The following is a 13,441-nucleotide window of genomic DNA, read 5'->3' on the forward strand; positions in this document are numbered from 1 at the left end:
CACGGCCCTATGAACTCGGTACGGCCATCAGGCCAGGCCCCGCCCCCGTCACCGCGATGGCGCCGTCCCGGTCCGTCCGCAGCACCTCCGCTCCCCCGGCCCGCAGCGCCTCGACCGTCACCGGCGCGGGATGGCCGTACGGGTTGTCCCGCCCGGCCGACACCAGCGCGAGCCGCGGCCGGACCGCCCGTATCAGCCCGGGGTCCTGGTAGGCGGAACCATGATGGGCCACCTTGAGCACGTCCACCGGGCCGAGCGCGGGGTGTGCCCGCAACAGCCCTTGCTGGGCCGGGGGTTCGAGGTCTCCCAGGAGCAGCAGACTGAGCCCCTCCCGGGTCCGGGCGAGCAGCGTGACACTCGCGTCGTTCGGACCGGACTCCTCCGGCGTGGCAGCTCCCGGCATCCCCGCCGGCCACAACACCTGCCACTCCAGCGGACCCAGCCGTCTCCGCTCCCCCGGCCACGCGCGGACGACGGGCACCCCCGCCGCCCCGGCCGCCCGCCGCACGGCCGCCGCCTGCGCCGGGGGCTCCTCGAGGCCCGTCGTCTGGATCGCCCCGACCGACCTGCCCCGCAGGACTCCCGGCAGCCCGGCGACATGGTCCGCGTGGAAGTGCGTCAGGACGAGCAGCGGGATCCGCCGGACCCCGAGATCGTGCAGGCAGCGGTCCACCAGGTCCGGGTCGGGCCCCGCGTCCACGACGACGGCCGCGTCCCCTCCCGCCGCGAGAACGGTCGCGTCGCCCTGCCCCACCTGGCACATCGCGAACGTCCAGCCCTCTGGCGGCCAGCCGCTGACCAGCCGGGTCAACGGCGGAGGGCGCACCACCGCGAGGAGCAGCAGGACGACGCAGCCCACCGCCACCCTCCGCCGGTACGGCAGCCTCCACGCCCCGAGCACCACCAGGCCGAAGAGCCCGGCGAGAAGCAGCCCGCCCCACCAGCCGCCGGGCCAGCCGGCCTCCGCCCCGGGCAGCGCGGCACCCGCCCTGGCCACCCCGGCGATCCACCCGGCGGGCCAGGCGGCGACCCCCGCCACCAGCTCCGCCGCGGGGAGCGAGACCGGGGCCAGCGCGAGCGCGGCGAACCCGAGCACCGTCGCCGGGGCCACGGCCACCTCGGCGAGCAGGTTGCTGGGAATCGCGACCAGGCTCACCCGCGCAGCGAACACCGCCACCACGGGCGCGCACAAGGCCTGGGCGGCAAGGGCCGCCGCCAGCGCCTCGGCGAGCCTGCCCGGCACCCCGCGCCGCCGCAGCGCATCGCTCCAGCGCGGCGCGATCGTGAGCAGCGCCCCGGTCGCCAGGACCGAGAGCAGGAAGCCGTAACTCCGCGCCAGCCACGGGTCGTAGAGCACCAGCAGCAGTACGGCACCGGCCAGCGCGGGAATCAGCGACCTGCGCCGACCCGTGGCGATGGCGAGCAGCGCGACCGAGCCGCAGGCCGCCGCCCGCAGCACGCTCGGATCCGGTCTGCACACGACCACGAAGGCGAGCGTCAGGCCTCCGCCGATGAGGGCTGTGGCCCGCAAGGGAAGCCCCAGCCGGGGCGCGAGCCCGCCCCGTTCCACCCGCATCGCCGCTCCCGGCCGCCCGATCAGCAGGAGCAGGACGACCGTCAGGTTGGAGCCGGACACTGCCAGCAGATGCGTGAGGTCCGTGGCTTCGAAGGCGTCGCTGAGTTCCTGGTCGATCCGCGAGGTGTCACCGACGACGAGCCCGGGCAGCAGCGCTCGCGCGTCACCGTCGAGGTCCTCGGTCGCTCGGCGCAGTCCTGCCCTCAGCTCCCCGGCCGTGCGCTGGGCGCTGCTCGGCGGCCCGGTGATCCGGGGTGGTCCGGCTCCTTCGACGCGCAGCACCGCAGCGAACCTGTCCCCCGGTCGTATCGGAGGCGCGAGCCGTGCGGAGAGCCTCAGCCTGGTCGACGGCAGCAGCCGCAGCCACTCCCGCTGGGCCTCCCCGGCCGGGACGATCACCAGGACCGGAGTCCTGGTCCGGTGCGCGGCCCCGCCCGCCGCCTCGACGAGAGTGGCTTGACCGTCGAGGACCACGGACACCGGGGCCGTCCGGTCGCCCCGGATCCGGGGCCGGGTGAGCCGCGGATCGGAGATGACCGTGACCTCCGCTCCCACCCGGGCGTACTCGTCGGCGAGCCGGGGCACGGGCCCCCGCCGCAGGTCCGCGGCGTGCAGCCCGCCCGCCGCGGCACCCGAGGCCGCGCAGAGCAGCACCGCCGCCCCCGCGGTCCCCCGCAGCCACCACCCGGACCGCTCCCGACGGCCGGGACCTCGCCCACCCCGCGGCGACCGGACGCGAACCGAAACCATCAGGGCCGCCGCCCCCGCCAAGCAGACGAGCACCCCCGCACATACCCACCATCCGGCCACGCCGACCGCGAGCCCGGCCGCTCCCCAGGCCGCCAACGCGGGCGGAACGAGCCGGAGATCGGCGGGCCCCTCCTCGGCCGGCCGTCCGCGCCACGACGTGGGGACGGACTCGTCCTCCGCCACCCGGCGCGCGTTCATGGCCGCACCAGCGGCGCGAGGTCCGCGAACCTGCGCTCTCCGATGCCGTTGACCTCGCGCAGCTCGGCCACCGACCGGAATCCGCCGTGTTCCGCGCGGTGGTCGACGATGTGCTGGGCCAGTACCGGCCCCACCCCGGGCAGGGTGTCGAGCTGCTCCACCGTCGCCGTGTTCAGGCTCAGCGGTGCGGCCCGCGTACCGGCCGCCGCTCCCGCGCCTCCTCCCCCGCCCGTTCCCGGCGCGCCGCCGATCACGACCGGCGGCGTCACCCCGACCGCGACCTGTTCGCCGTCCGACAGGACGCGGGCGCGATTGAGTCCGGTCAGGTCCGTTCCCGGCCGGGCCCCTCCGGCCGCCCGCAGCGCGTCGGCGACCCGCGAACCGGCCGGCAGCGTCAGCACCCCGGGCCGCCGTACCTTGCCGCTCACGTCGACGACCACACCGGGCGGTGACGCCTCGGGCACCGGCGCCCCACGGGTCGGGATCACCGGATCGCCGTGGGCCGGCCCGGTCCGCGGCGGAGGCGCCGCCTGCACGATCTCCGGCGCCCTGACCGCCTCGGGCCTGCCGGTCCAGAAGTGACGCCCCGCGAATCCGGCGGCCACGACAAGGATCACGGCGAGCGCGGCCAGGGTCCGGGGTTCGAGGCCGCACCGGGTCTGCACCCACACCGGCAGGCGATCGCCGACCGCCGACCGCAGCCGCCCCCACCGCCCTGGAGCCGCCCGCTCCTCCTGGGGGCCGGTGGGCTCGACCACCTCCGCCGCTCCCCATTCCGCCGCTCGCCGAGGGGTCGCTGCCGTGCGCACGGCAGCGGGCGGGCCGGCGGAGAAGAGCGCCTCGCCCCGCCGCCGTACGGCCGCGCCGTTCGCCGCGACCGCGTGCCTGCCCCGTGCCCGTGCGGGAGGCGAGCCGCGCCCACGGACCCGGGTGCGCGTGTCCGATCCGGGAGGGCGACCGGGACCGCTGGACGCGCCCCCGGTCGTCCGACGAGCGGTGGAGCGTGTGGAGTTGCGTACGGAGGGACGGGTTGCGAGATGTGTGCGAAGAGCCATGGAGAGGACGGTAGGCACATCCGTCCGAATCCGCTGAGACCCCTCGATTTCCGTGGACAGAGGCCCAGTTGTGGAAAAACCCGTCACTCACACGAGGGATGGACGCCTCAGCGCGGCGACACGACAACCGCGAGGAGTCCGGGGCCCGTGTGCGCCCCGATCACTGCGCCCACCTCGCTGACCTGCAACTCCTCAAGTCCCGGCATCCGTTCGCGGAGCCGGTCGGCGAGCACGGCGGCCCGGTCGGGAGCGGAGAGGTGGTGCACGGCGACATCGACCGGTCCTGAGCCTGCCCGTTCCACCGCGATCTCCTCGAGGCGGGCGATGGCCTTCGACGCCGTCCGCACCTTCTCGCGCAGCTCGATCCGGCCTCCGTCGAGCTGGAGCAGCGGCTTGACGGCGAGCGCCGATCCGAGGAGCGCCTGCGCGGCGCCGATCCGCCCACCCCTGCGGAGGTATTCGAGGGTGTCGACGTAGAAGAAGGCGGAGGTCCCCGCGGCCCGCTTCTCGGCGGCCGCGACGGCCTCGTCGATCGAGCCGCCGGCGTCCACGACCTCCGCCGCCGCCAGGGCGCAGAAGCCGAGCGCCATCCCCATCATGCGGGTGTCGACCACCCGGACCGGTACGGGGGCGTCCTTGGCCGCCACCACGGCGGCGTCGTACGTACCGGACAGCTCTCCGGACAGATGCAGCGAGACGATGCCCGTGGCGCCGGCCTCGGCCGCCGCGCGGTACGTCGCCGCGAAGACCTCGGGCCCGGGCCGCGAGGTGGTCACCGGGCGGCGCTTGTGGAGCGCCTGGGTCAGCAGACGAGCCGAGGCCTCGGTCCCCTCCTCGAGCGCCTCGTCGCCGATGACGACGGTGAGCGGGACAGCGGTGATGCCGTGCCGCTCCATCGTCTGGGGTGGAAGGTAGGCCGTGGAATCGGTGACGATCGCGACATGCCGGGACATGAGCGGGAGGTTACCCGCAGGCGCGGCCGGACGGCAGTCCGCCCCCGCGTTCCACGACGTCAGGTCGTGGTTTCGGGCCGCGCGGACTTCTCCCACGGGTAGGTGGCCGCGCGCGGGTCGCGCGCCGTGATCGCCTGCGGCGTCTGCCGGTCCGGGGTCTCCCCGTCCGCGCCGGGCCCGGTCGGCGCGTCACGGCCCGCGTCGGCGCGCGCGTCCGCCTCGGCGGGCCAGGTCTGCCCCTGCTCGGCGTCCGCCGCGGGGGCGCCGGCGGCGGGCCAGGAGAAGTCGCCCGAGGCGGGGTCCTGGGCGGTCGCCCCCGACCAGTGGCGCAGCGCGCCCGCCTCCAGGTCGATCTGGGCGCTCAGGGAGCCCAGGTCGTCCTCCGCGAACCTCCGTGCCCGGTCCCTGGCGGCCCAGCGCAGCGAGTCGGCCGAGTGCGTGATCCGCTCGGTGCGCTCCCGCAGGTCCTTGAGCTGTCCGGCGACCCGCGCCTTGTCCGGCTCGCGCTCCAGTCGCTTGAGGTCCTCGTCCAGCTCGCGCCCATGGGCGCTGAGCCGCTCGAAGAGGCCGAGGGACTCCCGCAGCGAGGCGTCCTCGGCCACGCCCGCCTGCAGCGCGTCCTGTGTCGCCCGCATCGAGGTCCGCAGGGAGAGCCGCAGCTGGGCCAGCTCACCCCCGACCCCGCCCTGGCCGTAGCTCTTGGCGCGCAGCGTGGTGTCCTCGACGGTGCGCCGGGCCTGGTGGATCGTGCGGTCGACGCCGCGCTTGGCGGCCTTGACCACCTTCACGGTCGCGTACACCCCCAGCGCCACGAAGGCGATGAAGAGCAGCGCCATGATCACAATCGCGGCATCCATGTCCGCCCCTCCGGCGTGGGTCGAATTTCCTCGGCTGTCGTTCTTCCACGGTAAACGGAACGGGCAGGCCAGAGGTTCCAATGGAACCCCCAACCTGCCCGTAGGGGAAACCCCCCATGCGTCGGAGCCGTAAGCCGGGCGACGGCTAGGCGACGATGTTGACCAGCTTCGGCGCCCGCACGATGACCTTGCGGATCTGCGCGCCGCCCAGCGCCGCGACCACGTGCGCGTCGCCCAGGGCCAGCGCCTCCAGCTCGGCGTCCGTGATCGACGGGGAGACCTCCAGGCGGGCCTTGACCTTGCCCTTGATCTGCACGACGCAGGTCACGGTCTCGTCGACGACGTACGCCGGGTCGGCGATCGGGAAGTCCTGGTGGACGACCGAGGCGGTGTGGCCCAGCTTGCGCCACAGCTCCTCGGCGATGTGCGGGGCCAGCGGGGCGACCAGCAGCACCAGCCGCTCGGCGACCGAACGGGAGACCGGGCCGCCGACCTTGGTCAGGTGGTTGTTCAGCTCGGTGACCTTGGCGATGGCGGTGTTGAAGCGCATGGCCGCCATGTCCTGCGAGACGCCGTCGATCGCCTTGTGCAGGGCGCGCAGCGTGTCCTCGTCCGGCTCGGTGTCGACGACGGTCGCCTCACCGGTGGACTCGTCGACGACATTGCGCCACAGCCGCTGCAGCAGCCGGTACTGGCCGACCACCGCGCGCGTGTCCCAGGGGCGGGAGACGTCCAGCGGGCCCATCGCCATCTCGTACAGGCGCAGGGTGTCGGCGCCGAACTCGGCGCAGATCTCGTCGGGCGTGACGGCGTTCTTCAGGGACTTGCCCATCTTGCCCAGGACGCGGCTGACCTTCTCGCCCTGGTACCAGTAGCCGCCGTCGCGCTCCTCGACCTCGGCCGCCGGCACGGCGATGCCGCGCGCGTCCCGGTAGACGAAGGCCTGGATCATGCCCTGGTTGTACAGCTTGTGGAACGGCTCGGCCGAGGAGACGTGGCCCAGGTCGAACAGCACCTTGGACCAGAACCGCGCGTACAGCAGGTGCAGCACGGCGTGCTCGGCACCGCCGACGTACAGGTCGACACCGCCGGTGGGCATGCCCTCACGGGGGCCCATCCAGTACTGCTCGATCGCCGGGTCGACCAGCTGCTCGGAGTTGCGCGGGTCCAGGTAGCGCAGCTCGTACCAGCAGGAACCGGCCCAGTTGGGCATGGTGTTGGTCTCGCGGCGGTACTTCTTCGGCCCGTCGCCCAGGTCCAGGGTGACGTTGACCCAGTCCTCGTTGCGGGACAGCGGCGTCTCGGGCTGGGTGTCGGCGTCGTCCGGGTCGAAGGTGCGCGGCGAGTAGTCGTCGACCTCGGGCAGCTCCAGCGGCAGCATCGACTCGGGCAGCGGGTGCGCGACGCCGTCCTCGTCGTAGACGATCGGGAAGGGCTCGCCCCAGTAGCGCTGGCGGCTGAACAGCCAGTCGCGCAGGCGGAAGTTGACGGTGCCCTCGCCGATGCCGCGGTCGGCCAGCCAGGCGGTGATCTTCGCCTTGGCCTCGACGACGCCCAGGCCGTCCAGGGAGATCTCGTCGTTGGCGGAGTTGACCAGCTTCGCCTCGTAGGAGGCGAAGGCGTCGTCCCAGGCGGCCGGGTCGGTGCCGCGGTCGTCGCTCGGCTCCACGACGCAGCGCATCGGCAGCTCGAAGGCGCGGGCGAAGGCGAAGTCGCGGGTGTCGTGGGCGGGGACGGCCATGATCGCGCCGGTGCCGTAGCCCATCAGGACGTAGTCGGCGATGAAGACCGGGACCTGCTCGCCGCTGACCGGGTTGGTCGCGTACGCGCCGGTGAAGACGCCGGTCTTGTCCTTCGCCTCGGCCTGCCGCTCGACGTCGGACTTGGTGGCGGCCTGCTTGCGGTAGGCGGCGACGGCGGCGGCCGGAGTGGCGTGCCCGCCCGTCCACACGTCGTGCGTGCCGGCCGGCCACGCGTCCGGGACGATCTTCTCGACCAGGTCGTGCTCGGGGGCCAGGACCATGTAGGTGGCGCCGAACAGGGTGTCCTGACGGGTGGTGAAGACGGTGATGGCACCGGCCTCGCCGACCTGGAAGTCGACGCGGGCTCCCTCGGAGCGGCCGATCCAGTTGCGCTGCTGCAGCTTGATGGCCTCGGGCCAGTCCAGCGCGTCCAGGTCGTCCAGCAGGCGGTCCGCGTAGGCGGTGATGCGCATGTTCCACTGGCGCAGCCTGGCCTTGAAGACGGGGAAGTTGCCGCGCTCGGAGCGGCCGTCGGCGGTGACCTCCTCGTTGGCCAGGACGGTGCCCAGCCCGGGGCACCAGTTGACCGGCGCGTCGGAGGCGTAGGCCAGGCGGTACTCGCCCAGGACGTCGGCCCGCTCGGACGCGTTCAGCTCGCTCCACGCGCGCGTGGAGCCGGGGACGTCACGGGTGCCGTTCTCGAACTGCTCGACCAGCTCGGCGATCGGGCGGGCCTTCTTGGCCTCGTCGTCGTACCAGGAGTTGAAGATCTGCAGGAAGATCCACTGGGTCCACTTGTAGTACTCCGGGTCGATCGTCGCGAACGACCGGCGCTTGTCGTGGCCCAGGCCCAGCCGGCGCAGCTGGACCTTCATGTTCTCCATGTTGGCCTCGGTGGACACGCGCGGGTGCGTGCCCGTCTGCACGGCGTACTGCTCGGCCGGCAGGCCGAAGGCGTCGAAGCCCAGGGTGTGCAGCACGTTGTGGCCGGTCATGCGCTGGTGACGGGCGAAGACGTCGGTGGCGATGTAGCCCAGCGGGTGACCGACGTGCAGGCCCGCGCCCGAGGGGTACGGGAACATGTCCATGATGAACTTCTTCGGGCGGGCCGCGACGGCGGCGTCGCCCGCCAGGTCACCCGTCGGGTTCGGCGCCTCGTAGGTGCCCTCGGCGTCCCAGAAGTCCTGCCAGCGTGCCTCGATGTCGGCGGCCATGGCCGCCGTATAACGATGCGGGGCCGCCGTCTCGGCAGCCGAATTCATCTCGCTCATGATCCTTGAAGCTCCATCGATCGTCTCTGCCCACTGCCCGCGAACTGCACTGCCACGAAATGAAAAATCCCCTCGCACAGGAGGGGACGCCGCGCCGATTCCGACCGGATCTTTCATCCGTCGGGACTGATCAGCGCGGCTCGCTAAGCAGAAGGCGTACGGCACGCATGGCGTCAGGGTACCGCAGGGCCCGCACGGGCCGCACCGACGTTCCGCCCGGCGGTCACCCACGGCCGAGGCCGCCCGAGGCGCCCGGGTTACTCCGCGTATCGCCCCTATCCGGGGCAACCCCAGAGTCAGTTCTCGGCCCTGTGCGGTGTAAACGAGCAAACCACCTACCGCTCGGTATGGAGCGACTTAGCATGCCGCAACGGGACCGCTTATCCGCACCATTCGGAGTCGCACCCATGAACCCTCATCGCAAGATCCGCTCGTCCCCTGTTCCGCGAACCGGTCTGAGTCGGCCGGTTCAAGGCGGGATTTCGGTCGCGGGGCTGGTGACCATTCCGCTGCTCGTCCTCGGCGGCAGTGACGGATTCCGGGCCGCCCTCGACTTCACCAGCGGTGTGCTGTCGCTGGTGTCCCTCACGGCGTCCGTCGCGTGGGGGCTGATCGCGACCGACCGGCTGCTGCTCTCCACCCGGCACCGGCTGCTCGCCCAGGGGATCCACCGCGCCACCGCGGTCGCCGCGCTCGGCTTCCTGCTGCTGCACGGGACCGTGAAGGTCGCCCTCGGCCGGGTCGAGCCGCTGGGCGCGCTGCTCCCCTTCGGCCTCGGTGTCACCGGGAGCTCGGCGCTCATCGGCTTCGGCTCGCTCGCCGGGCTCCTCATGGTCGTCACGGCCGCGACCGGGGCCCTGCGCAGCACCCTGGCGGGCCGGAGCCGGTTCGCCGCCCGCTGGCGCCCGCTGCACATGCTGGCGTACCCGGCCTGGTGCTTCGCCCTGGTCCACGGTCTGTACGCGGGCCGGCCCGCCGCCACGTGGGTCCTGGTCATGTACTGCCTGGCGCTGACATCGGTCGCCGCGGCCGTCTCGCTCCGGCTGCTGCCCGCCCCCGCGCAGCGCGCGCTCGCGGACCGGTTCGCCGGCCTCCTGGCGTCCCTGGAGGGCCGCACAGGCCGCACCGTCCGCATCGGGCGCACCGGCCGCACCCGGCGTCCCGAGCCGGACCCCGCGGCCGAGAGCGCGGAGAACACCGCGGACCCCAAGAACACCGAGAACCCGACAGGCCCGTCCGCCGCGCCCGTCCCCGACGAACCCGCCACGCTGTCCGCCGAGTGGCTCGACCGACCCGCTCCCGGCGTCCCCACCGGATTCTCGGCCGCCTATCGCGCGGTGTCCCGCGCCATCGGCGACACCCGCCCCGAACCCGCCCCGTACACCCCTGAGCCCGTCCCGTTCCCGCCGGAGCCCGTCCCGTACACCGCCTCGGAGCGCACCCCGTACCGCTCCGAGCCCGTCCCGTACGCCGCCTCGGCCGATCCCGGCGGATCCGCCGCCGATCCCGGCGGACCCGCCCCGCTCGCCGAGCGCGTGCCCCTGACCGAGGAGATACCCGTCGTCCCCGACCCGCCGCGCCGCCCCGGCTTCTGGCCCGCTCCCTCGCCCCCGATGCCGACCTACGCGGCCCCGGCTCCGATGCCGACGTACGCGGCGCCGCCCCCGGCCCCGCCCTACGCCACCCCGCCGCCGGCCGGTGAGCCCTGGACCGCTCCCTCTGGAGACCGCCCGTGAACGCACCGCTCCCCGACGTCCCCGAGGTACGGGTGGTCGGCCTGCCCCAGCTCACCCAGGGGTTCGACCTGGTCGAACGGCTCGGTCTCGACATGCACCTGAAGGTGCACGGGCCGCTCGACCCCATGGGCGGCGAGCAGCTGGCCCGGCTCGCGGACGAGATGTCACTGCACGGGCGCGGTGGCGCCGGTTTTCCCTTCGGCCGCAAGCTCAGGGCGGTCGGTCAGGCGGCGATCCGCCGCGGGGTGCGACCGGTGGTCGTGGTCAACGGCAGCGAGGGCGAGCCCGCCTGCCGCAAGGACACGGTTCTGCTCAACCGCGCACCGCACCTGATCCTGGACGGCGCGCTCCTTGCCGCGGAGGCCCTCGGCGCCCGGACGCTGATCGTGGCCGTCACCCGTAACTCCACGGAGATATCCGTCCGGGCCGCGCTCGCCGAGCGCGGCCTGTCCGACCGGCGCGGGCAGGGTCTACGCGCGCGTGTCGTCCGTACTCCCGAGCGGATGGTCTCCGGGGAGGCCTCCGCGGTGATCCGCGCGGCGGGCGGCGGGCCCGCGCTGCCGCCCGGCCGCCGGGAGCGAGCGGCCGAGTCGGGGGTGGGCGGCGCGCCGACGCTGCTGTCGAACGCCGAGACCTTCGCCCAGCTGGCCGTCGCGGCCCGGATCGGACCGCGCCGCTACCGCCACACCGGTCTGGACGCGGAACCAGGCACGGTCATGCTGACGCTGTCCGGCGCGGTCGCGCGCCCCATGGTCGTCGAGGTGCCCACCGGGGTCCCGCTGCGGTACGTGCTCCAGCTGGCGGGGGCTCCGCCGCTGCCGCAGGGCGTCCTCACGGGCGGCTATCACGGCAGCTGGATCGACTCGGTCGCGGTCGACGACGCGGTCGTCTCCCGGGCGTCACTGGCCGCCGTCGGCGGCGCGCTGGGGGCCGGGGCGATCCTGCCGATCGGGCCCGAGACCTGCCCGATCGGGGAGTCGCTGCGGGTGGCGAACTGGCTGGCGGCGGAGACGGCCGGTCAGTGCGGGCCGTGCCGCCTCGGGCTCCCGGCTGCGGCCGGCGGTCTGTCCGACGTCCTGAACGGGGGCGGCCCCGCCGCGCTGGAGGCGCTGCGTGCGGTCACCCAGGCGGTCAAGGGCAGGGGCGCGTGCAAGCACCCGGACGGTTCGGCCCGGTTCCTCGCGTCGACGGTGTCGGCGTTCACGGACGATCTGGCCGCGCATGTGCTCGGCGGCGGCTGCGACCGCCCGACCCTGGGCGTGCTGCCGCTGCCCGGGCCCGGTCACCAGGACTCGGAGGAGTCCATTCCGAGCGGCGAGAAGCTGGCCGTGGACTGGACGCTCTGCCAGGGGCACGGGCTGTGCGCGGACATCGTGCCGGAGCTGATCCGGCTGGGCCCCGACGGCTATCCGGCGCTCGCCGACGCCTCCGTGCCCACGCATCTGCGCGGCCGGGCCCAGCGGGCCGTACGCCGCTGTCCCGCGCTGGCACTGCGGGTCGAGGCGACGTCCTCCGAGCGGCCGGCGCTGCCGCCCGGCGGCGGACCCAAGGCGCTGGGCAGCGGCAGGGGTTGACCCCGGTCGGCCCCGGCGACGGGGCCGACCGCACACGAAGAAGCGGACCATCCGATTCGGATGGTCCGCTTCCTTCCTTCTTGTGGAGCTAAGGAGAATTGAACTCCTGACCTCCTGCATGCCATGCAGGCGCTCTACCAACTGAGCTATAGCCCCTTGCTGTCCGCCCCGTTCCGGGTTTCCCCCGCGGCGACAGACAGAACATTAACCGGCCTCCCGGGGGATCACCAAATCGTTTCCCTGGGCGTTCGAACCCGGCGGGTAGGGTCGCCCTCTGTGACCGCGTCCGTGATCTCCCGAACCCGCGCCCGTCAGTGGCCCCTGGCCACCGCTGTGGCGGTCTGTCTCCTGTCGTTCGCCGCCTTCTGGGTGGCGCAGCGGCTGGCCCACGTGAACATGCTCGACGTGATGGTCTACCGGGCCGAGGGAGAGACGGTCCGGGCCGGCGGCGACCTCTACGCGATGCGCGCGACCTCGGCGAACCTCGCCATGACGTACCCGCCCTTCGCGGGGTTGTTGTTCGTCCCGCTGACGTTCGTCGACGTCCCGCTGATGCGGACGCTGGCCACGGCCGGGAACCTGCTGCTCGTGCTGGCGCTGGTCCAGCTCTCGCTGCGGCTCGTGCGGCCGTCCCTCTCCGGCGAGCGGCTCTGGCGCGCCGCGCTCCTGGTGGCGGCGGTCGTCGTCTGGTGCGAGCCGGTGTGGACGACGCTGCGGTACGGGCAGATCAACCTGCTCATCGCGGTGGCCGTGCTGTGGGACTTCACACGCCGGGAGGGCAGCCGCTGGGCGGGCGTGGGCATCGGCCTGGCGACTGCGGTGAAGCTCACACCGGGGCTCTTCGTCGTCCTCGTGCTCGCGGCCGGGCTGCTCCAGTGGCGCCGCGAGCGGCGGTGGAACGCCTGGCTTCGGATGGCCGCGACGGCGACGGCGGTGTTCCTCGGGGCGACCCTCGCGAGCGCGCTGGCCCTGCCCTACGACTCCAGGCGCTTCTGGACCCACACGCTCTTCGAGACCGGCCGGGTCGGCTTCGCAGAGGAGACCGCCAACCAGTCGCTGCGCGGAGTGCTGGCCCGGCTGATGCACACCGACGATCCCGGCCTGCTGTGGGCCGTCGTCGCGGCCGCCCTCGGAGGCGCGGCGATGGTGCTGGCGGTCCGGGCCGCGCTGCGCGGGGACAAGGCCCTGGCCGTGATCGTCTGCGCGGTCACGGCGCTCATGATCAGCCCGATCTCGTGGTCCCACCACTGGGTGTGGTGCGTGCCGCTGCTGGTGCTGCTGGTGGACCGCCGTGAGCGGATACGGCCGGCCTGGACGGTCTGGGCGGTGCCGCTGGTCTTCGCCTCGTTCGCGCTCTGGTGGGTGCCGCACGACCCGGGCCGCCCCGAACTCGACCAGAACGCCGGTCAGATGCTGCTCTCCGGGGTCTATCCGCTGACCGCGACGGCGCTGTTCGTGGGGTACGCGCTCACGCGCCGGGCCACGGACGGGGATCAGGCCGTGGCGAAGGAGTAGAACCGCTTGAGGGTGCAGTGTTCGTCGAGGAGCCGGCCGTAGATCGGCTCCCCTTCGAGCTCACGGTAGGTCTCGATGGGGTCGCCTTTTATGATCAGCGCCCGCGCGCACTCCTCGCACCAGTACTGGTAGTCGACATTCACCGGGTCCATGTCCCGGACGATGGGCGTACCACTGCCGCACCAGTCGCATTTCCGCCTGTGTGCACCCATCA

Annotated in this window: 9 protein-coding genes and 1 tRNA gene; 3 read left to right on the top strand and 7 right to left on the bottom strand. The window is 73.5% G+C overall.

Going from position 1 to position 13,441, the window contains the following annotated elements:
• Positions 1–7: 7 nt before the first annotated feature.
• The 5 genes from ACF09C_RS18125 to leuS all read right to left on the bottom strand — a co-directional run bounded on the left by ACF09C_RS18125 (position 8) and on the right by leuS (position 8,402).
• A complete protein-coding gene (locus ACF09C_RS18125) occupies positions 8–2,524 on the bottom strand; it encodes a ComEC/Rec2 family competence protein (protein ID WP_392092435.1) in 2,517 nt (838 codons plus the stop codon).
• Entirely contained in the window at positions 2,521–3,282 is a 762-nt protein-coding gene (locus tag ACF09C_RS18130) for a helix-hairpin-helix domain-containing protein (RefSeq protein WP_392092436.1), read from the bottom strand. The genes ACF09C_RS18125 and ACF09C_RS18130 overlap by 4 nt, the downstream gene beginning before the upstream one ends.
• A gap of 404 nt (positions 3,283–3,686) precedes the next feature.
• On the bottom strand, positions 3,687–4,532 hold the full coding sequence (locus tag ACF09C_RS18135) for a DegV family protein (protein ID WP_392092437.1): 846 nt from the start codon (positions 4,530–4,532) through the stop codon (positions 3,687–3,689).
• A 59-nt stretch (positions 4,533–4,591) separates the two neighbouring features.
• Positions 4,592–5,389, bottom strand: a complete 798-nt coding sequence (locus ACF09C_RS18140; RefSeq protein WP_392092438.1) for a hypothetical protein — start codon at positions 5,387–5,389, stop codon at positions 4,592–4,594.
• 145 nt (positions 5,390–5,534) lie between these two features.
• Complete coding sequence (leuS, locus tag ACF09C_RS18145) at positions 5,535–8,402, bottom strand: leucine--tRNA ligase (RefSeq protein WP_392092439.1); 2,868 nt, start codon at positions 8,400–8,402, stop codon at positions 5,535–5,537.
• A gap of 497 nt (positions 8,403–8,899) precedes the next feature.
• Between leuS and ACF09C_RS18150 the strand changes: the two genes are divergently transcribed.
• Positions 8,900–10,138: a hypothetical protein gene (locus ACF09C_RS18150; RefSeq protein ID WP_392092440.1), complete on the top strand. Its 1,239-nt coding sequence runs from the start codon at positions 8,900–8,902 to the stop codon at positions 10,136–10,138.
• A complete protein-coding gene (locus ACF09C_RS18155; RefSeq protein WP_392092441.1) occupies positions 10,135–11,712 on the top strand; it encodes an NADH-ubiquinone oxidoreductase-F iron-sulfur binding region domain-containing protein in 1,578 nt (525 codons plus the stop codon). Before ACF09C_RS18150 ends, ACF09C_RS18155 begins: the two co-directional genes overlap by 4 nt.
• Before the next feature lie 83 nt (positions 11,713–11,795).
• Here the strand turns inward: ACF09C_RS18155 and ACF09C_RS18160 are convergent.
• Positions 11,796–11,868 (bottom strand) — tRNA-Ala (locus ACF09C_RS18160).
• A 120-nt stretch (positions 11,869–11,988) separates the two neighbouring features.
• Between ACF09C_RS18160 and ACF09C_RS18165 the strand changes: the two genes are divergently transcribed.
• The gene (locus tag ACF09C_RS18165; protein WP_392092442.1) at positions 11,989–13,227 is read left to right on the top strand and encodes a glycosyltransferase 87 family protein; all 1,239 of its coding nucleotides are present in this window, start codon (positions 11,989–11,991) and stop codon (positions 13,225–13,227) included.
• Here ACF09C_RS18165 and ACF09C_RS18170 read toward each other — a convergent pair.
• A complete protein-coding gene (locus ACF09C_RS18170; RefSeq protein ID WP_362006510.1) occupies positions 13,206–13,439 on the bottom strand; it encodes a hypothetical protein in 234 nt (77 codons plus the stop codon). The genes ACF09C_RS18165 and ACF09C_RS18170 overlap by 22 nt on opposite strands.
• Positions 13,440–13,441 lie beyond the last annotated feature (2 nt).

It is taken from the genome of Streptomyces sp. NPDC014870 (assembly GCF_043081505.1).
GTDB lineage: Bacteria > Actinomycetota > Actinomycetes > Streptomycetales > Streptomycetaceae > Streptomyces.

Bases quoted from the DNA above. Each gene is read 5' to 3' on its own strand.
- ACF09C_RS18125 (WP_392092435.1), bottom strand. From the start codon at position 2,524: ATGAACGCGCGCCGGGTGGCGGAGGACGAGTCCGTCCCCACGTCGTGG.
- ACF09C_RS18135 (WP_392092437.1), bottom strand. From the start codon at position 4,532: ATGTCCCGGCATGTCGCGATCGTCACCGATTCCACGGCCTACCTTCCA.
- ACF09C_RS18140 (WP_392092438.1), bottom strand. From the start codon at position 5,389: ATGGATGCCGCGATTGTGATCATGGCGCTGCTCTTCATCGCCTTCGTG.
- leuS (WP_392092439.1), bottom strand. From the start codon at position 8,402: ATGAGCGAGATGAATTCGGCTGCCGAGACGGCGGCCCCGCATCGTTAT.
- ACF09C_RS18170 (WP_362006510.1), bottom strand. From the start codon at position 13,439: ATGGGTGCACACAGGCGGAAATGCGACTGGTGCGGCAGTGGTACGCCC.